Source organism: Candidatus Solirubrobacter pratensis, from assembly GCF_000425945.1.
GTDB classification, from domain to species: Bacteria; Actinomycetota; Thermoleophilia; order Solirubrobacterales; family Solirubrobacteraceae; genus Solirubrobacter; species Solirubrobacter pratensis.
Genome location: NZ_AUEK01000007.1, coordinates 454554 through 475634 on the forward strand (window position 1 = coordinate 454554; position 21081 = coordinate 475634).

23 protein-coding genes are annotated in these 21081 nt (G+C 73.0%); 6 read left to right on the forward strand and 17 right to left on the reverse strand.

Annotated elements, in window-relative coordinates; translation table 11 throughout:
- Positions 1 to 66 precede the first annotated feature (66 nt).
- The 15 genes from H958_RS46140 to H958_RS48685 all read right to left on the reverse strand — a co-directional run bounded on the left by H958_RS46140 (position 67) and on the right by H958_RS48685 (position 12226).
- Positions 67 to 243, reverse strand: a complete 177-nt coding sequence (locus H958_RS46140; RefSeq protein WP_156027853.1) for a hypothetical protein — start codon at positions 241 to 243, stop codon at positions 67 to 69.
- Positions 240 to 1154: an SRPBCC family protein gene (locus tag H958_RS36100; protein WP_051324020.1), complete on the reverse strand. Its 915-nt coding sequence runs from the start codon at positions 1152 to 1154 to the stop codon at positions 240 to 242. Before H958_RS36100 ends, H958_RS46140 begins: the two co-directional genes overlap by 4 nt.
- On the reverse strand, positions 1151 to 1729 hold the full coding sequence (locus tag H958_RS0109580; protein WP_028058508.1) for a nucleotidyltransferase family protein: 579 nt from the start codon (positions 1727 to 1729) through the stop codon (positions 1151 to 1153). The genes H958_RS36100 and H958_RS0109580 overlap by 4 nt, the downstream gene beginning before the upstream one ends.
- Positions 1726 to 2490, reverse strand: coding sequence for an XdhC family protein (locus H958_RS0109585; protein WP_028058509.1), 765 nt, complete (start codon positions 2488 to 2490; stop codon positions 1726 to 1728). Before H958_RS0109585 ends, H958_RS0109580 begins: the two co-directional genes overlap by 4 nt.
- Entirely contained in the window at positions 2487 to 2801 is a 315-nt protein-coding gene (locus H958_RS0109590; RefSeq protein ID WP_028058510.1) for an XdhC family protein, read from the reverse strand. Before H958_RS0109590 ends, H958_RS0109585 begins: the two co-directional genes overlap by 4 nt.
- On the reverse strand, positions 2798 to 4045 hold the full coding sequence (locus H958_RS0109595) for a vWA domain-containing protein (RefSeq protein ID WP_051324022.1): 1248 nt from the start codon (positions 4043 to 4045) through the stop codon (positions 2798 to 2800). Before H958_RS0109595 ends, H958_RS0109590 begins: the two co-directional genes overlap by 4 nt.
- Positions 4038 to 4853, reverse strand: coding sequence for an AAA family ATPase (locus H958_RS0109600; RefSeq protein ID WP_231379203.1), 816 nt, complete (start codon positions 4851 to 4853; stop codon positions 4038 to 4040). Before H958_RS0109600 ends, H958_RS0109595 begins: the two co-directional genes overlap by 8 nt.
- Positions 4854 to 4883: 30 nt before the next feature.
- The gene (locus tag H958_RS0109605) at positions 4884 to 5723 is read right to left on the reverse strand and encodes an FAD binding domain-containing protein (RefSeq protein ID WP_028058513.1); all 840 of its coding nucleotides are present in this window, start codon (positions 5721 to 5723) and stop codon (positions 4884 to 4886) included.
- Positions 5720 to 8089: a xanthine dehydrogenase family protein molybdopterin-binding subunit gene (locus H958_RS0109610; protein ID WP_028058514.1), complete on the reverse strand. Its 2370-nt coding sequence runs from the start codon at positions 8087 to 8089 to the stop codon at positions 5720 to 5722. The genes H958_RS0109605 and H958_RS0109610 overlap by 4 nt, the downstream gene beginning before the upstream one ends.
- Entirely contained in the window at positions 8086 to 8640 is a 555-nt protein-coding gene (locus H958_RS0109615; RefSeq protein WP_028058515.1) for a (2Fe-2S)-binding protein, read from the reverse strand. Before H958_RS0109615 ends, H958_RS0109610 begins: the two co-directional genes overlap by 4 nt.
- A gap of 75 nt (positions 8641 to 8715) precedes the next feature.
- Positions 8716 to 9315 carry a PilZ domain-containing protein gene (locus H958_RS0109620; protein WP_081685737.1) on the reverse strand — a complete coding sequence of 200 codons (600 nt, stop codon included), beginning with the start codon at positions 9313 to 9315 and terminating at the stop codon, positions 8716 to 8718.
- Positions 9316 to 9364: 49 nt separating this feature from the next.
- Positions 9365 to 10270, reverse strand: a complete 906-nt coding sequence (locus H958_RS0109625) for a TIGR03620 family F420-dependent LLM class oxidoreductase (RefSeq protein WP_028058517.1) — start codon at positions 10268 to 10270, stop codon at positions 9365 to 9367.
- A complete protein-coding gene (locus tag H958_RS0109630; RefSeq protein ID WP_028058518.1) occupies positions 10267 to 10875 on the reverse strand; it encodes an NADPH-dependent F420 reductase in 609 nt (202 codons plus the stop codon). Before H958_RS0109630 ends, H958_RS0109625 begins: the two co-directional genes overlap by 4 nt.
- 142 nt (positions 10876 to 11017) lie before the next feature.
- Positions 11018 to 12049, reverse strand: coding sequence for a hypothetical protein (locus H958_RS0109635; RefSeq protein WP_028058519.1), 1032 nt, complete (start codon positions 12047 to 12049; stop codon positions 11018 to 11020).
- 51 nt (positions 12050 to 12100) lie between these two features.
- Positions 12101 to 12226, reverse strand: a complete 126-nt coding sequence (locus tag H958_RS48685) for a hypothetical protein (RefSeq protein WP_255325415.1) — start codon at positions 12224 to 12226, stop codon at positions 12101 to 12103.
- 182 nt (positions 12227 to 12408) lie between these two features.
- On the opposite strand from H958_RS48685, the gene H958_RS0109645 reads away from it, so the two are divergent.
- Both H958_RS0109645 and H958_RS0109650 read left to right on the forward strand, forming a co-directional pair.
- Entirely contained in the window at positions 12409 to 13317 is a 909-nt protein-coding gene (locus H958_RS0109645; RefSeq protein ID WP_028058520.1) for a lysylphosphatidylglycerol synthase transmembrane domain-containing protein, read from the forward strand.
- Positions 13314 to 14906, forward strand: coding sequence for a flippase activity-associated protein Agl23 (locus tag H958_RS0109650; protein ID WP_028058521.1), 1593 nt, complete (start codon positions 13314 to 13316; stop codon positions 14904 to 14906). The genes H958_RS0109645 and H958_RS0109650 overlap by 4 nt, the downstream gene beginning before the upstream one ends.
- Positions 14907 to 15239: 333 nt before the next feature.
- Here H958_RS0109650 and H958_RS0109655 read toward each other — a convergent pair whose 3' ends face one another.
- Complete coding sequence (locus H958_RS0109655; RefSeq protein WP_028058522.1) at positions 15240 to 17453, reverse strand: DUF2298 domain-containing protein; 2214 nt, start codon at positions 17451 to 17453, stop codon at positions 15240 to 15242.
- 64 nt (positions 17454 to 17517) lie between these two features.
- On the opposite strand from H958_RS0109655, the gene H958_RS0109660 reads away from it, so the two are divergent.
- The 4 genes from H958_RS0109660 (at position 17518) to H958_RS0109675 (ending at position 20385) form a co-directional block, all read left to right on the forward strand.
- Complete coding sequence (locus H958_RS0109660; RefSeq protein ID WP_028058523.1) at positions 17518 to 18579, forward strand: enolase-like domain-containing protein; 1062 nt, start codon at positions 17518 to 17520, stop codon at positions 18577 to 18579.
- 8 nt (positions 18580 to 18587) lie between these two features.
- A complete protein-coding gene (locus tag H958_RS0109665) occupies positions 18588 to 19217 on the forward strand; it encodes a hypothetical protein (RefSeq protein ID WP_037409748.1) in 630 nt (209 codons plus the stop codon).
- Positions 19218 to 19342: 125 nt separating this feature from the next.
- Positions 19343 to 19798 (forward strand): RNA polymerase sigma factor, encoded by a 456-nt coding sequence (locus H958_RS0109670; RefSeq protein ID WP_196807295.1) that lies wholly within the window; start codon positions 19343 to 19345, stop codon positions 19796 to 19798.
- Positions 19795 to 20385, forward strand: coding sequence for a methylated-DNA--[protein]-cysteine S-methyltransferase (locus tag H958_RS0109675; protein WP_028058526.1), 591 nt, complete (start codon positions 19795 to 19797; stop codon positions 20383 to 20385). Before H958_RS0109670 ends, H958_RS0109675 begins: the two co-directional genes overlap by 4 nt.
- Here H958_RS0109675 and H958_RS0109680 read toward each other — a convergent pair.
- Positions 20366 to 21058 carry a peptidylprolyl isomerase gene (locus H958_RS0109680; RefSeq protein ID WP_028058527.1) on the reverse strand — a complete coding sequence of 231 codons (693 nt, stop codon included), beginning with the start codon at positions 21056 to 21058 and terminating at the stop codon, positions 20366 to 20368. The genes H958_RS0109675 and H958_RS0109680 overlap by 20 nt on opposite strands.
- Positions 21059 to 21081: the final 23 nt, after the last annotated feature.

Consider the following 21081-nt stretch of genomic DNA (forward strand, 5'->3'; position numbering starts at 1 on the left):
GACGACCGTTGCGCCGAAGTCAAACGCCGGCGATGTCGGGGTGCGGATCGGGCGCGATCGTCGCGCCTACGGCGCCAGCGCGTAGGCCTCGACGATCCGCCGCTGCACCGGCGTGAGGCCGGGCAGCGGGTCGCCGTGCGCGAGCTTGCGCGCCGCCTGGGCGAGCGTCAGGCCCGTCCCGGTCAGGACCTGCCCGATCAGCGGCGGCACGTCGCCGCCGCAGACGCCGGACTCGCAGCTCACCGCTTCCCTCTGCTGAAGATGCGCTTGATCCGGTCCCAAAGCGCCGCCCAGAACAGCGAGCCGGCCTTCAGCGGCTCGCTCGGCGGCGGCGGGGTGAACGTGCGCGGGGGACCGCCGGCAGCGGCGGTCGCCGGCGGCGGGCCGCCCTGGACGGGCCCGGGCGGCGCGTCGGACGGTCCGGCGGCCGGGCTCTCCCCCGCGACCGCGGGGCTGCCCGGCGGCGGCGAGGCGACGTTGCCCGTCGCGGACCCGGCGCCCTGCGGATGCTCGCCCGCGGGAACGTCGGTCGCGTCGGCGTCGCCGACCGGTGTCGCGGCCGGCCCGCCTGCCGTCGGGCCGCCGGCGCTCGCGGCCGCCGCGCCTGCGGCCGGCGCCGTGGCGGCCTCCGGAGCCGCAGCGGCGACCGCCTCCGGCGGCGCGTCGCCGGCGGTCACCTCCGCGCCCGTCGGCGCGGCCGGCGCGCCCTCGCCCAGCCGCGTCGCGAGGCAGGTCGCGAAGTCGCGCAGCAGGCGGTTCGAGATGTCCTGGATCATCCCGCCGCGCCCGAAGCGCGCGAGGCGGCCGGTGATGGCGAAGTCGGTCACCGCATCGACCCGCGTGCCGCCGTCGATCGCCGCCAGCGTGTTGACGATCGTCGCGTTCGCGCCGCCCTGGCCGCGCTTGTCGGAACCCTTCGCGGCCAGCGTCGCGGTGTGAGTCGACTCGTCCGCGCTCTCGATCTTGATCGTGCCCCTGTACGCCGCGGTCGTGGGGCCGAGCTTGACCTTGAACTCGCCGTGGTAGGTGCCGTCCTCGTCGTGGCCGGTGATCGCCGCGCCAGGGAGGCACGGGGCGACGCGCTCGAGGTCGTTGAGCGCGGCCCATACCACGTCGATCGGCGCCTGCACCTCAAAGGACTGCTCGAGCTTCATAGTTGCGCCAGCTCCTCTCGCGTGTCGATGTCGGCCGCGCTGCACAGGTGCCCGGCTTCCCATTTGCGTACCCGGAAGCGCGCCAGCAGATCGCGGGCGCCGGTATCGCCCGACAGCCCGGCCACCGCGTCCATGACCGGCCGCGACAGCACGACCGGATGGCCGGGGACGCCGTCGTAGGTCGCCCGGACGGCGTCGAATCCCTCGAGCTGCCCGAGCGCGCCTGCGATGACCGCGGGCGTGATGAACGGCTGGTCGCCGAGCGTGACGGCGACGGCGTCCGCGTCCGCCGCCGCGGCGACGCCGCGCTTGAGCGACGCCGACTGCCCGTCGTCCCAGTCGGGGGCGATCACGATCCGCGCGCCCCCGAGGTCGACCGCGGCCGAGATCTCGCCGGCCGCGTGGCCGAGGACGACGATGACGTCGCCGACGGCGGCGCTCATCGCCTCGACGGCGTACGAGAGCAGCGGGCGTCCCCGCAGGTCCGCGAGCTGCTTGACGCCGCCGGCGAACCGCCGGCTCGCACCCGCCGCGAGGACGATCCCGGCGGGGGCCGATGCCGGCGTGCGCGTCAGACGCCCACCTCGTGGATGCGCCCCTTGGCGTCCGCCAGCCGGCCGCCGGTGCGGTTGTTGCGCAGCGCCACGATCTCGCCCATGATCGAGAGCGCGGTCTCCTCGGCCGTCAGCGCGCCCAGGTCGAGCCCGATCGGCGCCGCGATGCGCGCCAGCTCGGCCTCGTCGATCCCCTTGGCGACCAGCCGCTCGCGCCGCTTCTCCTGCGCCCGGCGCGAGCCCATCGCGCCGATGTAGGCCGCGTTGGAGCGCAGCGCGAGCACCAGCGCGGCGTCATCGAGCTTCGGATCGTGCGTGAGCACGGCGATCGCCGTCGCGCGGTCGATGCCGCCGAGGCGCTGGAAGGCCTCCTCCGGCCACGCCGCGACGACGTCCTCGGCGTCGGGGAAGCGCGCCGGCTGCGCGAAGCGCGCCCGCGGGTCGACCACGAATGGCCGCCAGCCAGCGGCGGCCGCCAGGCGGCACAGCGCGGCGGCGAAGTCGACGGCTCCGAACACGATCAGCCGCGGCGGCGGGAACGTGACGTCGACGAACAGCATCGTGTCGTCCTCCATCACGCGCTCGGAGCGCTCGCTCCACATCAGCTCGTCGGCGTGGCCCGCCGCGACGTTGTCGAGCGCGTCCGAGCCGAGCGTGCCCGTGCGCGTGCCGTCGGCGAGCACGAGCATCTTGGCGCCGGGCCTGGCGCCCTGCAGGACGGTGACCAGCGCGCCGCGCCCGCCGGAGCGGGCCAGGTCGGTGAAGGCGGCCTGCTCGCTCACGGCTCGTAACGCTCGACCCAGACGTCGATCTCGCCGCCGCAGGGCAGGCCGACGTCCCACGCCTCCTCGTCGGCGATGCCGAAGTGCAGCAGCTGCGGCTCGCCGCTCTGCAGCACCTGCTCGGCGACCTCCACGACCGCGCCCTCGACACAGCCGCCCGAGACGGCGCCGGCGATCTCGCCGTTGGCGTTGATCGCCATCTTGGCGCCGGGCGGGCGCGGAGCGGAGCGCTTGACCCCGATCACCGTGGCGAGCGCGACGTTGTCGCCGCGCGCGGTCCAGGTGTCGACCTCCTCGAGTACGTCCTTCATGAGATGCCTTCCTCCATCAGCTCGGCGAGCGCCTCCAGCGAGGCGATCGAGTTGCCCGGCAGCAGCCGGTCGACATGCGGGAGCGCGGCGCGCATCCCGCGCGTGAGTGGTTCGTAGCGCGGGTCCGCGGCGAGCGGGTTCAGCCACACGACCCGGTGCGCCGTCCGCCCGAGCCGCGCCATCTCCTCGTGCAGCTCTTCGGGCTCCCCGCGGTCCCAGCCGTCGGAGAGCAGGATCACGACCGCGCCGCGCCCGATGCGGCGGCCGTGCGTGCGGTTGAGCTCGGCGATCGCGGCGCCGATGCGCGTGCCGCCGGACCAGTCGTCCACCGCGGCCGAGGCTCGGGCGAGCGCCAGGTCGGGATCGCGGCCCCGCAGCTCGCGTGTGACACGCGTCAAACGGGTTCCGAAGGCGAAGGCCTCGACGCGCGCGCGGGCGGCCACGCACGCCTGCATGTACTGCAGCAGCACGCGCGAGTAGGGAGCCATCGAGCCGCTGACGTCGCAGATCAGCACCACGCGGCGCGGACGCTCGCCCTGCTCGCGGTAGCGGCGCTCGAACAGCTCGCCGCCGTGGCGCAGCGAGGCGCGCACGGTCGCGCGCAGGTCGTGCTCCTCGCGCCGGCGGCGCGTGGGGAGCGTGCGGCGCGAGCGGCGCAGCGGCGCCTTCAGTGCAAGCCGCGCGAGCAGCCGGCGCGCGACGGCGCGCTCGGCCTCCGTGTAGGCCGCGAAGTCCTTCTCGCGCAGCAGCTCCTCCTCGCTCCAGGCGGCGGGCACCGGCGTGAGGTCGGTCGCCGGCGCCTCGTCCCCGGAGGGCGGAGCGGAGACGCGCGGAAGCGCCGCCTTCTCGATCTCGCCCAACTCGTCGAGCGGATCGGCGAGCGAGGCGTCGCCGAACACCGCGACGAAGGAGGCGGCGAAGTGCGGCAGGTCGGCGCGTGAGGAGCACAGCGCGGTGCGCAGGGCGAAGAACGCCTCGGTGCGCGAGGAGGCGTCGACGGCGGCGAGCGCGCGGTGCGCGCGCAGGACGTCGCCGAGCCCGACGCGGACGCCGCGGGCGCGCAGGTCGGCGGCGAGCATGCTGAGCCGGGCCGAGACGACGACGCCCTGCTCGGCGGGATCGGCCTCCGCCGCCGCGAACACGGCGGCCTCGTTGGCCGCGGCCTCGGACCGCCGCGTCGCCGCGGCCGCCATCGCGCGCTCGGCGATCTCGCCGTGGCGGGTCGCCTCCGGGCGGTCAGGCACCCTCGAGCACCCTCTCCCGCCGCACGCGGTCGATGTCCTCGCGCACCTTCAGCGCCACCCCCAGCGTCGCCTCGAGGTCGCCGTCGCCCTCGAGCGCCAGCAGCGCCCGCGCCCAGGTGATCGTCTCCCCCACGCCGGGCAGCTTGTAGAGCTCGCGCTCGCGCAGCAGCGCCACGGCGTTGCAGACGCGCGCGGCGATCTCCTCCGGCACGCCGGGAAGCCGCGTGCGCACGATCTCCACCTCGCGCTCGGGCGTCGGGTAGTCGATCCAGTGGTAGAGGCAGCGGCGCTTGAGCGCGTCGTGGAGCTCACGCGTGCGGTTGGACGTCAGGATCACCAGCGGGCGGTGGCTCCCCGCGACGGTCCCCAGCTCCGGGATGGTGATCTGGAAGTCCGACAGGAACTCGAGCAGGAACGCCTCGAACTCGTCGTCGGCGCGGTCGATCTCGTCGATCAGCAGGACGGCCGGCCCGTCGTGCTCGAGCGCCTCCAGCAGCGGGCGGCGCAGCAGGAACTCGGGCCCGTAGAGCTCGCGCGCCGGCGCGCCCGCCTCCGCCGCGCGGATCGCGAGCAGCTGCCGCTGGTAGTCCCAGTCGTAGACCGCGTGATGGATGTCGATCCCCTCGTGGCACTGCAGGCGGATCAACGCGGCGCCCGTGGCCTGCGCCAGCGCGCGGGCGACCTCGGTCTTGCCCACGCCGGCCTCGCCCTCGAGCAGCAACGGCTGCTCGAGCGTCGCGGCGAGGTAGGCGGAGGTCGCCAGGGCCTGGTCGGCGAGATACCCCTCGCCGGCCAGCGCCCTGGTCACATCGTCAGTCGTTGCGAAGTGCACTACCTCTCATTGTGACGCGTCCGCAAGCGCGCGCCGGGTGAGCACGCGCGCGAGGTGGCGCTTGTAGTCCGCCGAGGCGTTCAGGTCCGCCGGCGGCTCGGTGCCCTCCGAGGCCAGCTCGGCGGCCGCGGCGATGTTCTCCTCGGTCAGCGGCTTGCCGCGCAGCGCGTCCTCGGACGCCGTCGCCCGCAGCGGCACCGAGCTCATGTGGGTGAGGCCGATCCGCACGTCCTCGGCGCTGCCGTCGGCGCCCTTCTTGACCGCGGCCGAGACCGCGACCATCGCCCAGTCCTCCTGGCGGCGGTTGAACTTGTGGTAGCCGAAGCCGTAGCCCTCGAGCGCGGGCAGCCGGACCTCGGTGACGATCTCGTCCTCGGCGATCGAGGTCGTCAGGTAGTCCTCGAACAGGTCGGCGGCCGCGATCTCGCGCTCGCCGTTCTGCCCGCGGACGACCACGGAGCCCTCGTGCACGAGCAGGATCGCCGGCATGTCCGACGCCGGGTCGCCGTGCGCCAGCGTCCCGCCGATCGTGCCGGCGTTGCGGACCTGCTGGTCGGCGATCGTCGACGCCGCGAGGCTGGGCAGCCCGAGGCCGGCGGTCGCGACGGCGTGATGGCGGACCATCGCGCCGAGGCGGATGGTCCCGTTGTCGCGCGAGATGTCGCTCAGCCCCGGCACGCGCCGGAGGTCGACCAGCAGCGCGGGCGCCGCCAGCCGGAGCTTCATCAGCGGGATCAGCGAGTGGCCGCCGGCGAGGAGCTTGGCGTCCTCACCGCCCTCGCGCAGCGCCTGCAACGCCTCGTCGAGCGACTGCGGCGCGACGTAGTCGAACTCAGCGGGGATCACTGCTTGGCCTCCTGGATCGCTTCCCAGATCCGCTGCGGATTCAGCGGCATGTTCAGGTATGTGACGCCGAGCGGGCGCAGGGCGTCGATGACGGCGTTGGTGACGGTCGCCGAGGCCGCGATCGTGCCGGCCTCGCCGACGCCCTTGACGCCCAGCGAGTTGACCGGCGACGGGGTCTCCGTACGGTCGGTCTCGAACGACGGCACGTCGGCGGCGCTCGGCAGCGCGTAGTCGACGAACGAGCCGGTGATCAGCTGGCCGGTCTCGTCGTAGTGGATGCGCTCGAACAGCGCCTGCCCGATCCCGTGCACGACGCCGCCGTGGATCTGGCCCTCGATCAGGTTCGGGTTGATCGCGGGGCCGCAGTCGTCGACGCCGACGTAGCGCACGACGTCGACCTTGCCGGTCTCGGCGTCCACGTCGACGACGCACGCATGCGCGCCGAACGGGAAGACGAAGTTCGACGGGTCGTAGAACGAGAGCTCCTCGAGCCCCGGCTCCATCCCCTCCGGCAGGTTCTCCGGGATGTACGCGGCGCCCGCGACCTCGGCGAGCGTCATGCCGCGGTCGGGCGATCCCTTGACGGCGAACTTGCCGCCGGTCAGCTCGATGTCCTCAGGCGCCGCCTCGAGCTGATGGGCGACGATCCGGCGCGCCTTGTCGGCGATCTTGGCCGCCGCCTTGGCGATCGACTCGCCTCCGACCGCGAGCGAGCGCGAGCCGTAGGTGTCGAGCCCCTGCGGCCCGGTGCCGGTGTCGCCGTGGATGACCTCGACCTGAGCGGGGTCGGTCCCCAGCCGGTCGGCCGCGATCTGCGCGAACGCCGTCTCGAGTCCCTGCCCGTGCGGCGAGGTGCCGGTGTAGACGGTCACCGCGCCGGTGATGTGCACGCGCACGAGCGCGGACTCCCACAGGCCGGTCTGCAGGCCGAACCCGGACGGGCCGGTGACGCGCGACGGCGCCAGCCCGCAGATCTCCGTCCATGTGCAGAAGCCGATGCCGCGGTAGATGCCTTTCGGCCGCAGCTCCTGCGCCTCGCGCCTGACCTGCTCGACGTCGATGTGCTCGAGCAGCTTCGACAGCGTGCCCTCGTAGTTGCCGGAGTCGTAGACGACGCCGAGCGCGACCTCGTGCGGGAAGGAGTCGGCGGCGATGAAGTTGCGCCGCCGCAGCTCCAGCGGGTCCATCTCGAGCTCGTGCGCGAGCTGGTCGAGCGTGACCTCGATCATCTGCGTCGCCTCGGGCCGGCCCGCGCCGCGGATGGCGTCCGTCGGGAACTTGTTGGTGAAGACGCCGGTGATGTCGGTCTGGACGGCCGGGATGTCGTAGCAGCCGCTCATCACGAACGCGCCCAGGGACGGGATCGTCGGCGTCAGCAGCATCAGGTAGGCGCCGAAGTCGGCGAAGATGTGCGTGTGGAAGGCGGTGATCTTGCCGTCACGCGTGGCGCCGACCTTCACATAGGCGATCTGGTCGCGCCCGTGGTGCGTGACCTGCATGTCCTCCGAGCGCGTGATGATCCACTTGATCGGGCGCTCGAGCCTGCGCGACGCCCACGCCAGCAGGATCTCCTCGCCGTAGATCTGCAGCTTGGAGCCGAAGCCGCCGCCGACCTCCGGGGCGATGGCGCGGACCCGGTCCTCGCTGATGCCGAGCTGGAGCGCGAGGAACAGCCGCAGGAAGTGCGGCACCTGCGTCGAGGAGTACAGCGTCAGCGCCCCGGCGCGGTAATCGGCCAAGACGCCGCGCGGCTCGATCGCCGCGCCCGCCGTGCGGTGGTTGACGACGCGCCGCTCGACGATCACGTCGGCCTTGGCGAAGCCGTCCTCGAGGTCCCCGCCGCCGAGCGACCACTCGTGGCACTTGTTCGTCCCGAGGTCCGCATGGACCAGGTCGGCGCCCTCTTTGAGGGCCTCCTCCATGTCGGTGACCGCCGGCAGCGGCTCGTACTCCACGACGACCTGCTCAGCCGCGTCCACGACGCCGTAGCGGTCGTCGCCGATGACGATCGCGACCGGGTCGCCGACGTGGTTGACCTCGTCCTTGGCGAGGGCCCAGTGCGGCGGGTTGTTGACCTCGACGCCCGGCGGGACCCAGGCCATCGGCAGCGGCGACTCGAGGTCGACCTCCTTGCCGGTGAAGACGGCGTGGACGCCGGGATACTCCTTCGCCGCGGAGGTGTCGATCGAGACGATCCTGGCGTGCGCCTCAGGCGAGCGGACGAACGCGGCCCACAGCTGGCCGGTGACATTGATGTCGTCGACGTAGCGGGCGCGGCCCATGATCAGCCGCGGGTCTTCCTTGCGCTTGAGCGCTTGCCCGACCCACTTCGCGGAAGCGGCGGGCGACTCTTCGACGGCGGTCATGCGCCCAGCCCCTGGCTCGCGACGCTCTCACCGGCCTCACGGCCGGCGGCATCCGGCGCCTGCGGCGCCGCGCTGGAGCCGTTCGGGTGCTTGGCGGCGGCCTGCACCGCCTTCACGATGTTGTGGTAGCCCGTGCAGCGGCACAGGTTCCCGGCCAGCGCTTCGCGCACCTCGTGCTCGGACGGGTCCGAGTTGCGCTGCAGCAGGTCCGCCGCGGCCATGATCATGCCGGGCGTGCAATAGCCGCACTGCAGGCCGTGGTGCTCCCAGAATGCCTCCTGGAGCGGGTGCAGCCGGCTCTCCGAGCCCATCCCCTCGATGGTCGTGACCTCGGCGCCGTCGGCCTGCACCGCGAGCAGCGTGCAGGACTTCACGGCCTCGCCGTTGAGGTGCACGGTGCACGCCCCGCAGTTGGACGTGTCGCAACCGACGTGCGTTCCGGTGAGCCCGAGCGTCTCTCGAAGGAAGTGGACCAGGAGAAGGCGGGGTTCGACCTCGGCGCTCTTCTGAGCACCGTTGACGGTCACAGAGACCTGAACAGATCCGGCCACAATCAGCTCCTCCGAGTCGCGAACGCGAACAGAGCCGGACCCTATCGCAGCGAGAGACCGGTTTTCGACGGCGCGTCAGGCTCCGGCCCGACGCCGATGATACGCGAACGTGAGCTGGCCGAGAAGCAGGCGGTCCTCGGCCTCGATCTGCGAGAAGCTGAGCGAGATGTCGCTGTCCGTGATCCGCACTGGGACGGCCTTCGCGCGGATCTCGCAGTCGGCCTGGACGAGGCCGATCACGACCTCATGCACGCCGGCCTCGCGGTAGGAGGACTGACGCGCGACGCGCAGCCCTCCCGCCGAGATGTCGCGCGTGAAGCTGGTCCACGGCTTGTCGTCGTCGCCGTCGGGGCGCAGGTGCGCGGGCAGGACGAGCGGCGCGCGGGAGAAGTTGCGCCGCTGGCCTAGCCGGAACGGGTCCAGCAGCGTGGCGACGAACTCGCCGTCCGTGATGCCGGGGCGGACGTTCGCCTTCAGCGCGTGCAGCCGGCCCGCGGCCTCGATCAGCAGGAACGAGATGCCGTTGGCGGGCAGGACTTCCTCCGGCAGCGCCCGGAACGCGAGCACGATGTCGGCGCCGTCGAATCCCACGACGAGGCAGGGAACGGCCGCCTCGCCCATGTCGAGCTGGGCGGGCTGGCCTTCTGAGAGCGCGCTGCCGAATCCTGTTGCCATGGTGCGTACCTGACGCGTGTATCGGCCGGAGCGGCCCAACGGTTGAGCGTCACCCGTTCGACAATTCGGCCAGTTCCGCCAGGCCGCGCTCCAGGTCCGTCGTGACCGGCTGGATGCACACGTGGTCGGCGCCGGCGTCGTGGTGCTCGCGGATGCGGGCCTTGACGGCGTCCGCGTCGCCCCAGGCGACGAGCGCGTCGACGAGACGGTCGCTGCCGCCGTCGGCGAAGTCGGCGTCCTCGAACCCGTCCTCGCGCCAGGCGTTCACGTAGTTGGGCAGCACGAGGTAGTACTTGAGGTGCTCGCGCGCGATCGCGCGCGCCTTCTCGGGCTCGGGCTCGATCACGAACCCCTGCTCGGGCGCGAGCAGCGGGCTCCTGCCTCGCGCTGCGCGCTCATCACCGCTTCGCTCGCCCAGGACCTCGCGGGCGCGCGCGGTGTGCTTGGGCGTCGTGAGGTAGGGATGCGCGCCGGCCGTGCGCTCGGCGGCGAGGCGCAGCATGCGCGGGCGCAGCGCGGCGAGCAGGACGGGCGGCGGGTCCGCGGGCGCGGGCGGCTGGTACTCGGCCTCGTCCATCTCGTCGAGGTAGGCGCGCATCGTGCTCACCGGCTTGCCGTAGTCGTGGCCGCGATCCTTGACGGCGGGCGCGTGGCTGACGCCGAGTCCGAGGACGAAGCGCCCGCCGGAGGCGTCGGCGAGGAAGTACGCGCCCGACTTGGTCGCCGCCGGATCGCGCACGTAGATGCTCGCGATGCCCGACGCGACGTTGATCCGCTCGGTCGCGTCGAGCAGGATCGCCGCGTGCGCCAGCGCGTCCTTGTTGCGCATGCTCTCGCCGTACCAGAGCGTGCTGTAGCCGAGCCGCTCGATCTCGCGCGCGGCGTCGCGCTCGGTCGCGGCGTCCTGGCTCCCGAGCAGAGCCCACCAGACGCCGAGCCTCCCGAGGTCGGTCATGCCGCGGCCAGGCCGGCGCGGGCGCGCGCGGCATCGAGGTCGGTCCCGTAGACGGGCGTGCCGGGCTGCTGGCGCCAGCTCTCGTCGAGGCCGCCGGCATCGACGGCATCGAAGCCGAGCTGCTCCACGAGCCGCATCACGATCTGCTTTGCCTGGGCGTCGTCGGCCGCGACCGGGACGGCGATCCGCGCGGGGTCGCCGGCGGGACGGCCGAGCGCGAGCAGGTGGCCGGACTCGATCGTGTTGAACGCCTTCACGACGACCGCACCCGTCTGATCGGCGGTCCAGCGCGCCGACGTCGCCCCGTTCTCGATCGCCTCGATCCGGCCGTCGCGCGACGGGTAGTAGTTGTTCGCGTCGATCACGACCTTGCTGCTGAGGTCCGGCAGGTCCGGCACCGCCTTGACGGGAATCGCGATCGCCACCAGGTCCGCGTCCCGCACCGCGTCCTCGGCGGTCGCCGCGGTCGCGCCGGTCTCGCGCGCCAGGTCGGTCAGGCTCTCAGGCCCGCGCGAGTTGGCGACCGACACGTCATGTCCGAGGGCCGTCAGGCGGCGCGTCAGCGTCCCGCCTATGTGGCCCGAGCCGATGATCCCGATCTTCATCGGGACATCGTCTCAAGCGGGGGACCTCGCCCTCGCCGGAGGTAGAGGTGCCGGTTCGGCTGAGGATCTCGATCGCGCGAGAAACGGGCGGCAGCCCCGGCCCGGTGGGGAGAACCGGGCCGGGGCTCTTCGAAGGGGAGGATCAGAGTTGGTCGCGCCAGCGCACCGCGGCGCTCGCCACTTCGCCGAGCGCCTCGGTGAGCGCACGGCGGTCACCGGCCGAGCGGGCGCCGTGCAGGCCGCGCAGCGCGAGCGCGAGGACCGCGGGGCCGGACGGGCCGGACGCGCGCAGGTCCGCGAGCTCGTTCGCCGTCAGCTGCCGCGACTCGCCGCAGACCAGCGCAGCCAGCTCGCGCGAGCGCCGCTCGGCCGCGGCCGCGCGTGCCTCGGACTCGCGCGCCGCCTGCCAGGCCGCGCCGACCGCCGCGGACTCCGCCGCGCCGCTCGCCAGCTCGGCCCGGGTCGCCTCGGCCAGCCGCTCGGCCGACTCCGCGCGCGCCTCGGCATCGGCGGCACGGGCCTCGGCGGCCCGCGCCGCGCGACGCGCCTCGTGCGTGTCGCGGGCGGCGGCCTGCGCCTGGTCGTACGCCGCGCGGACGCGCGCGTCCGCGTCGGCGGACACGAGCTCCACGGTCTCCGTCGCCGCCAGGCTCGACTCACGCGAGGCGACCGCGACGCGCTCATGCGCGCCGCGAGCACGACGCTCGCGCTCACCGGCCCGGCGCGCGCGGCGGCGCGCGTCGTCCAGCTGGTCCTCGGTGCGCTCGGCACGGCGCTCCGCCGCCTCGACCTTGCGCTCGAGGGCAGCGGCGCGGCGCTCGGCGTCGCGCACGCGCTCGGACGCCTCCACCAGCGCCTCGTCGACGCTGCGGGGCGCCATCGGCGCGCGCTGCTCGACGTCAGGGCGTGCGGCGCCCGCCGGGCGGCGACGCGGACCGGAGCGGTGAGGCGCCAGGCCGGCCGCGCGCACGGCGGCGTCGAACGACCCGCCGAACGGGCGCTTGGCGGCGTTCGTGGACGGCCAGATCCCTTCGCGATAGCGGGCGGCGCGCCACTCCTGCGCGCGCCAGCGCGCCAGCGAAGGGTTCCAGTCGGCCGAGCACGGCGGCTCGCCGTAGGACTGGTTCCACTCGCGGATCTTCTCGATGATGGACTCGCGGGACCAGCGCGTCACTCGACGCCCGCCCGCGGAGCTCGCGGACGGGTGCATGTGAAGCTCCGTCCGCTAGTAGCCGCGCGGCTGCTGGTCGTTGGCCGTGCTCAGCACGATCCGCTCCGCGGCCACGAACGCCTGCCAACCCGTCATCGCGGGCTTGAGGTCGTGGGAGATGCGGAGGGTGAAGAGCGCCATCTGCACCCGGCAAGGTACATGGCGGCGCGCCCTGCGTCCAATCGGGTTCGGAGGCGAACAGGGTTCGAACCCGGTCCTTCATGCCATCCTGAAGCCCTCTGAGCACGGAGTCCACCACCTCGGAGCGACCGATCGCGCCCGCGCCCACCCGCCGGCGCCGCTCGCCCCTGTCGGTCCTCGGCGTGGTCGTGTCGATCGTGGCGCTCGGCGCCGTGGTCTGGTGGGCGTCCAAGCAGCAGGCGCCGCAGCTGCCCCACACGACGGGCGAGATCCTCGCGCTGATCGGGGCGATCGCGCTCTACGGCCTCGCGACCGTCGTGCGCTCCGAGCGCTGGCAGCGGCTGCTCGAGGACGAGGGCGCGACGCCGCCGCGCGCCGACACCTACGCGCTGACGGTCATCGGCTACATGGGCAACAACGTGCTTCCTGCACGCGCGGGGGACGCGATCCGCATCGTGCTCATGGGGCCGCCCGCGAAGACGTCGCGGCTGACGGTCACCGGCACGCTGGTGGCCGAGCGGATCCTCGACGTCGCGGTCCTCGTCGTCCTGTTCGTCGTGGTCGGCTACGGCCTGCTCGGCGAGGTCGGCGGCGGCAAGGTCGAGATCATCGTCGGGGTCGTCGCGGTGGTCGCGGTCAGCGCGGCGATCGGGTGGCGCTTCGTGCGCCGCAACGAGCGCATCCACGCGTTCGTCGCGCCGCTGGCCTCGGCGACGCTCGGCCTGCGGCGGGCGCACCACGGGCTGCGGCTACTGGGCTACACGCTCGTGATCTGGGCGATCGAGGCGGGCGTCTGGATGGCGGTCGGCGCGGCCGTCGGCTTCGGCATGGACCCGATCGAGGGCCTCTACCTGGTCGCTTTGGCGAGCGTGTTCTCGATGATCCCGTCCGGTCCCGCCTACGCCGGCACGCAGGACACCGCCGTCGCGATCGGGATCAAGGCGCTCGGCGGGACGGGCGGCACCGCAGTCGGCTATCTGCTGATGTTGCGTTTCGTGATCGTCGTGCCGATAACGCTGGCAGGCTTCATCCTCCTCGTCGCCCGCTATGGCGGGCTTTCACGTCTTCGCGCGAAGCTGAGAACCACTTGACCGTCGCCGCATCCGCCCCGGCCGAATCCGGCCGCGTACGCGCGTGGGTCGCGCGCCAGGACGGCCGCGAGCTCGCGGTCTGGGCCGTGCTCGTCGCCGCCGCGCTGGCGGTGCGGCTGATCGGGCTCGCCGACCGCCCGTTCCACCACGACGAGAGCCAGGACGCGTACTTCTCGTACCTCTTCCGGCAGACCGGGGACTACCAGTACAACCCGCTGCTGCATGGGCCGTTCCGCTTCTACCTGACGGCCCTGATGTACGTCCTCTTCGGCGACAGCGACTTCACGGCGCGGCTCGCGCCCGCGCTGATGGGCACGCTGATGATTCCGCTCTGCTTCGGGTTCCGGCGGCTGATCGGCCGCGGCGCGGCGTTCGCGATGGCGGCGATGCTGGCCTTCGAGCCGACCTACCTGTACTTCTCGCGCTTCGCGCGAGAGGACATCTACATCGCCTGCATCACGCTCGGCCTGATCGTCGTCGTCTTCCGCTTCCTCGACCGGCCGCGGAAGTACCACCCGGCGCTGATCGGCGCGCTGCTCGCGGTCTCGTTCGCGACCAAGGAATCGACCTTCATCACGGTCTTCGTGATGGGCACGTTCTTCCTCGCCGCGCTCGCCTGGCAGCGGTCGCGGCCGCTCGTCTGGGGACCGGTCCGCGGCGTCGGGATGGAATCCTGGGGCTGGGCGCTGGCGGCGTTCGCGGGCGTCTTCACGCTGTTGTTCACGACCTTCCTCACCCACCCCGGCGGGCTCTGGGACGGCATCTACACGGGCTTGAAGTACTGGCTCAACCAGCAGGGTGTCGGCCGCGGCGGCGAGCCGTGGTTCTTCTACGTCGACGTCCTCTTCGGCGAGGAGTGGCCGGCGCTGCTGCTCGGCGCGATCGGCGTCGCGGCGGTGATCAAGCGGCCCACGCTGCTCGGCGCGTTCCTGATCTGGGACTTCCTGCTCTCCCTCGCCGTCTATTCGTGGGCGAGCGAGAAGTTCGCGTGGCTGGTCATGCACCCGCTGCTGCCGCTGCTCGGGCTCGCGGGGATCGGGCTGCAGACGATCTGGACCTCACGGCATTCGCTCTGGCGCGTCGTCGGGATCGCGGCGGCGGCGGTCGCGCTCTTCTACGCGGCCTACAGCTCGTATCTGGTCAACGTCAAGCACGGCGCGGACCCGCGCGAGCTGCTCGTCTCGACCCAGTCCTCGACGCAGGTCAAGCAGGTCGCCGAGGAGGTCTTGGCGAAGGCGCGCAAGCGCCCGAGCCTCACCGTCACGGTGGACGCGGCCGAAGGCGCGACGTTCCCCTACGCCTGGTACTTCCGCCACCTCCAGACCGGCTACATCGACCTCCAGCAGGCCAACGCGGCGCCCCCGACCTCCGATGTGATCGTGATGACCGAGACGGCGCGGGCGCGGCTGCTCAACGCGCTCCCGGGCTATGACTCGCGCCAGTTCGACTTCCGGGTCTGGTGGGTGCGCGACTACCGCGGGTTCTACGGCACCGATCCGGAGCGCTGGTGGCGCTGGATCACGGCGCGCAAGGTGTGGAACCCGACCGGTGGGATGAAGGAGTGGCTCTACGTGCGCAAGGGCGCGTAGATCCGACCGCGCCCGCGTGCCGGTGGGTGGTTCGTTGTTCGCGGCGCTTCTTCACCGCGTCGGCGTTTGGGCCGCTTTTCGCGCTGACGGCTTCGGTGCCGCGGTCGCGCGGTCTGCCTGGACGGGCGCCCAGGTCGCGCGGTCGCTGCGGGCGGCCTCGATGCCCGCCGTTCGCCGCCCGGCCGGCGAATCGCGGGCGGCGCGGCGATCCCTAGGACGGCACGGCGATCCGCGGTGCGACGCGGCGATCGCGACGCGGTGCGGCGATCCGGGGCCGGCCGGCGATCGCGGGGCGGTGCGGCGATCCGCGGGCCGGCCGGCGATCGCCGCGCCCTAGCGGAGCTCCCAGACCGCCGTACCGGCGCGTGAGAACGCTCGCCTTCCCAGCTGGTCCCACTTCGCGTCCCCCGCGTCGCCGTATGTCGTGTGCTCGAGCGGCCCGACGACGACGTAGCGCACGCCGTACCGTGACGCCAGCTCCCTCGCGACGGCAGCATCCGTCGTCGTGTACAGGGTCTTGACGTCGTTGCCGCGGTTCCCCGGCGGGTGGTCCCACTGGAGCTCGTGGCCGGCCCATCCGATCACGGTCGCGCGCCCCGTGAACGTCGAGATGCGGCCGTGGCCGAACGCGGAGTAGTCGTCGCCGAAGGCCTCCAGCACCACGGCGTCGCCCGGCGTGTGCGACCGGATCCACGCGATCGCCGCCGGATCGCCCGGGTTGTTGGCGCGCAGCCAGCGCAGGCCGTCCAGCGACGGCGGGCTCGAGAACCCGTTGGTCCTGGCGTAGCTGCCGGCGTACGGGAAGACGAAGCCGAGCAGGAGCAGGATGGCGGCGCCGAGCGCCCACGGCTGCCAGACGCGGCGGCCGAGCCAGACGGCGGCCCAGGGGATCGCGCACGCGGCTGCCAGGCCGAGCAGCAGGTACGCCTGGTAGCCGGCCTTGAAGACCGTGTTCATGCGCAGCAGCGCGCTGTTGTCGAACGCGTCGCGCAGATAGAGCACCTCGGGGATCAGCAGCAGCGCGACGCCGCCGGAGATCAGGACCCAGAGGAACCGCTCCGGCGCGCCCAGGGCCGGCGACAGGGCCGCCGCGACGCCCACCGTGAGCCCGGCGGCCAGGAGCATCGCGCCCGTCAGGTGGCCGGCGGCCAGCAGCGAGCCGGCGACGAGCGCGATGACGAGGCTCCAGCCGAGCGCTCGCCACGGCTTCTGCACGGCCCGGATCCGGCTCACGTATGCGGCGAGCACCGGCCACAGCAGGATCCCGTAGATCAGCGCCATGTCGCCGAGCCACTTCGTGAACGGGCGCCGGTCGCGGACGATCCCGACGCCGTGGCCCTCCGGGTTGAAGTTCAGGACGAACGGCAGGACCAGGACGACGCTCGCGAGCAGCACGAGCACGAGCCAGGTCGCGCCGAAGGCGCGCCGGCCCTCGCTTCCCGGACCGCGCATCCAGATCGCGACCCCCGCCGCCAGCAGGCCCGCCGCGACCGGGTACGACCACGAGTTGATCGCGTAGAGCGACCCGACCGCCAGCGCCGCCGCGAGCGCCTCCCCCGCCGCGCGCCAGACGACGTCCCCGCGCGGCCCGGACAGCGCCACCTGCAGCGCGAAGGCGAGCGCGAGCACCGTGAACGGGAGTGCCAGAACGTGCGCGTGCAGATCGCCGAGCACGAAGGAGAAGCTCGGGAACTCGTTGATCGAGTTCGGGATCACCCGCGACGGGTCGAACCACGCGTAGTCGTGCGGCGGGTTGTCGGCGCGCAGCCACGTCCGGACGCCGGCGAGGTTCCCGAGCACGACGACGAGCAGCACCGCGAGCACGCCGGCCAGGACCGGCCCGCCGCGCGGGAGGCGCGGCAGCGTCGCCCGCGCCGCCGCCCACAGGGTCCCGGCGAACGTGTAGACCGCGGAGGCGGTCAGCGCGAACAGCAGCCCCCACGCGAGCAGGTAGCCGGAGTCCGGCCGGATCGCGAGCAGCTTGATCGGCCAGGCGAGGACGACGTGGCCGAAGTAGTAGTAGTTGATCGTCTCGCCGCTCATCCACGGGTCGTGCGGCGGGAAGTGCGACGACGCGTTGATCGCGTTGATGAAGCCCATGTCCATCGGCTTCTCGGTGTTCCACACGTCGGGCGCGAAGGAGGCGAGCAGCACGCCCAGCGCGTAGGTGACCGCGAACACGGCCTCGCCGCCGAGGAACAGCCGCCGGCGGACGTGGTCGCCGGGCGGCAGCGCGAGCCGCGCCAACCTCCGCATGCGCCGCCCGCGCGCCTGCGCGAGCTCGCCCGCCAGCGCCCGCAGCCGCAGCGCCGCGAGCACGCCCACGACCGCCAGCAGGACCAGGACGCCCACGATCAGCGGCACGCCGTAGGCGACGACGTGCAAGGACGCGGCCATCCAGATCACCCACGTCACGAGCAGCAGGCCGACGACCTTGGACAGCCCGAGCCCGGCTCCGGGGAGGCGTCCGAGCAGCAGGCCGGTGACCGGCGCGGCGAGGAGCCCGACGATCTCGACCAGCACGAAGAGTCCGAGCGCCGGGAGCATGCGGGGCGCCACCCTAACCGGATGATCGATCCCACGGCTGAAATCGACCATCTAGGCTGCGGACATGCCGCTCTTCGACCTCGTCGCCGATCTCCCGCTGCGCATCGAGGGATATGCGTTGCAGCCGCTGTCGCGCACCGTCTCGTCCGGCTTCGAGCGGCTATCCACCGTGTTCCTGCTGCAGGGCGGCGGCCAGCAGGGCGCCGGCGAGGACGTGACCTACGAGCCCGAGGCGCACACGGCTCAGCAGCAGCAGGGCCCGGTGCTCGACCTTGCCGGCGACTGGACGTTCGGCAGCTTCTCCGAGCACCTCGCCTCGCTCGACACGTTCCCGGGCTACGACCCCGCGTTCCCCGTGTACCGCAGCTACCGCCGCTGGGGGCTCGAGTCCGCGGCGCTGGACCTCGCTCTGCGCCAGGCCGGCATGTCGCTGCACTCGCTGCTCGGCCGTGAGCCGCAGCCGGTCACGTTCGTCGTCTCCTCGCGAATGGGCGAGCCCCCGACGATCGATCCGGTCAAGCGCCGGCTCGCCCGCTACCCGACGCTGCGCTTCAAGCTCGACGCGACGCCGGACTGGAGCGAAGAGCTGGTCGAGCAGCTGGTCGAGACCGGCGCCGTCGACTCGATCGACTTCAAGGGCGCCTACAAGGGCACGCTCGTCGACAACCCGACCGACCCCGAGCTCTACCGCCGCATCGCCGACGCGTTCCCCACCGCCTGGCTGGAGGATCCGGACCTCCAGACCGACGAGGCCCGCCGCGCGCTGCTCGCCCACCAGGACCGGATCACCTGGGACGCGCCGATCCACAGCGTCGCCGACATCCTCGCCGCGCCGGTGATGCCGCGTACCGTCAACCTCAAGCCCTCGCGCTTCGGCTCGTTGAAGGCGCTCTTCGAGGCCTACGAGTTCTGCGAGCAGCGCGGGATGGGCGCCTACGGCGGCGGCCAGTACGAGCTCGGCGTCGGGCGCGACCACATCCAGCTGCTCGCCGCGATCTTCCATCCCGACGCGCCGAACGACATCGCCCCCGGCGGGTACGACGCGCTCGACCCGGAGCCCGGCCTGCCGGCCAGCCCGCTCGATGCTCACCCCGCTCCCACCGGCTTCCGGCGGAATCTAGACTGAGAGGCGAGATGCCGCCCAAGCCCCGCCAGGTCAAGATCGAATCGAAGTCCGCGCTCGCCGCGATGAGCAAGCTCGAGTCGCGCTCCGACGAGGAGCTCGAGGCCGAGACGCGCTTCAAGGCCGCCGCGCAGGCCATCCTCGGCGCCCGCGCCGCCGAGCGGATGGACGCCAAGAAGTCGCGCGAGCACTTCCGCGTCGCGATCGCCGCCGCGCGCCCGCAGGAGCGGCTGCAGCTGCGCCGCATGGCGGAGGCCTCGCTCGCGCTCGCCGAGCGCCGTGCGGGCGATCTGAAGGCGGCGACCGAGAAGCTCGGAGGCGCCCCGATCACCAACCGCCAGCTGTGGACGCTGCGCATCATGGGCGTCGTCATGCCCCCGCCGAGCGCGGGCATCGCACGCCGGGTCGGCGGCGTCCTGCTGATCATCCTCGCGATCGTCGCGCTCGTGCTGCTCGGCTTCGGCATCGTGAACCTGATCGCCCTGCCGTTCGGCGGCATCGGCGCCGTCGCCTGGTTCTGGGGCGTCCTGCTGATCGCCGTCGTCCTCGCCGTCCTCGGCATCTACGGTAGGCGCCGGCAGAAGGCGGCCAGGGCGAGAGCGTCCGAGCAACGCGCGGCCGCGCTCGGCGGCCGCCGCTAGGGGCCCGTTGAAGAATTCCGATACGCCTGCTGCGGTCGTCGTCGCCGGCGTCACGGTGCCGCGCGATCCGTCCGTCGCCTGGCAGCCCGCGCTCACGCTTTAGGCGTGCCGCGCGTTCCATGGGCGTGCCGCTTCCCCCGTTCTGGTCGCTCGTCGAGGCCCACGGCGACGAGCTGCTCGCGCACGCCCGCCGGCTGGCGGGGGCCGACAACGCCGAGGACGTGCTCCAGGACGCGCTGCTGCGCGCGCTGCGGGCCTATCCGAAGCTGCGGCACGCCGACCACCTGCGCGCGTGGATGTACCGCGTCACGACGTCGGCGGCGATGGACTTCCACCGCTCCCGCCGGCGCGAGACGGTGACCGACGAGCCGCCCGCGGCCGCCACCTACGACACCTACGACGACGGCGCCTTCGAGGCGCTGATCGCGCCGCTGCCGGAGACGGCGCGCTCCGCCCTGCGGCTGCGCTTCGTCGACGACCTCGACTACGAGGGGATCGCCGACCGCCTCGGCTGCTCCACGGTGGCCGCCCGCCAGCGGGTGTCCACCGCCGTCCGCACCCTCCGGGAGACCTTCGCATGACCCCGTTGCCCGAATCCCTGCTCGAGTCCGTCGCCGCCGCCGCGGTGCGCGAAGGGCTCGCCGATGCCGTCTTCACCCGCCTGAAGAGCCCCATCGGCAAGCTGCTCGTCGTCAACGGCCCGGACGGCATCGTCCGCGTCGGCTTCGAGGAGGAGGCGGAGGACCGCGCGCTGGCCGAGGTGGCCGCCGCGCTCGGCCCGCGCATCGTCGCCTCCGACCGCGAGCTGGCGAGCGAGCGCGACGCGCTGTCCGAGTACCTGGAGGGCGGCCGCACGACGCTCGACGACATCGCCGTCGACCTGCGCCTGATGGCGGCGCCGTTCCGCCACCGCGTGCTCGAGGAGCTGCACCGCTCCGTCCACCGGGGCGAGACCGTCACCTACGGCGAGCTCGCGGCGCGCGCCGGCAACCCGAAGGCGTCGCGCGCCGTCGGCAGCGCCTGCGCCCGCAACCCGGTCCCGATCGTCGTCCCCTGCCACCGCGTGCTTCCCGGCAGCGGCGGCATCGGCAACTACGGCGGCGGGCCCGCCCGCAAGCGCGTCCTGCTGGAGCTCGAGGGAGCGATCCCTAGGACGCTTTCACCGTGATCGACTCGATCAGGACCGTGACCGCCGGCTGGCCCGTGCTCGGATCGGCCTGGATGCCGTTGATCTTCTCCACGACGTCCATCCCGGACGTGACCTTGCCGAGCAGCGCGTAGTCGGGCGGCAGCTGCGCGGCGCCGGCGCCGGTGACGACGAAGAACTGCGAGCCGGAGGCACCCTGCGGGTCGGTTCCCGTCTTGGCCATCGCGACGACGCCCTTCGTGTAGCGCAGGCTGCTCGGCGCCGCCTCGACGACCGTGTATCCCGGGCCGCCCTCGCCGGTGCCGGCGGGGTCGCCGCCCTGGATCACGAAGTCCTTCACGATCCGATGGAAGGTCGTGCCGTCGAAGAACTTCCGGTCGGCCAGGTACTTGAACGACCCGCCGGTCTTCGGGGCACGCTTGGCGTCGAGCGTGATCTCGAAGTCGCCGCAGTTGGTCGAGACCGTCGCGACGTAGGTCTTGCCCTTGTCGAGCTTCTCGGCCGGCTTCTTGATCTTGCCGGGAGCCTTCGGCGCGGGCTTGTCCGCCGGCCGGCAGCCGTTGGAGAGGTCGACGGTCGGCGTGGCCGAGGCGGTGGCGGCGGGCGTGGCGCTCGATTCGTCGTCGGACGAGCTGCCGCACCCGGCGGCGACCAGCGCGACGGAGGCGATCAGGACCGCGAGGTGGCGTGACACGGCGGGCAAGCATAATGGCCGCC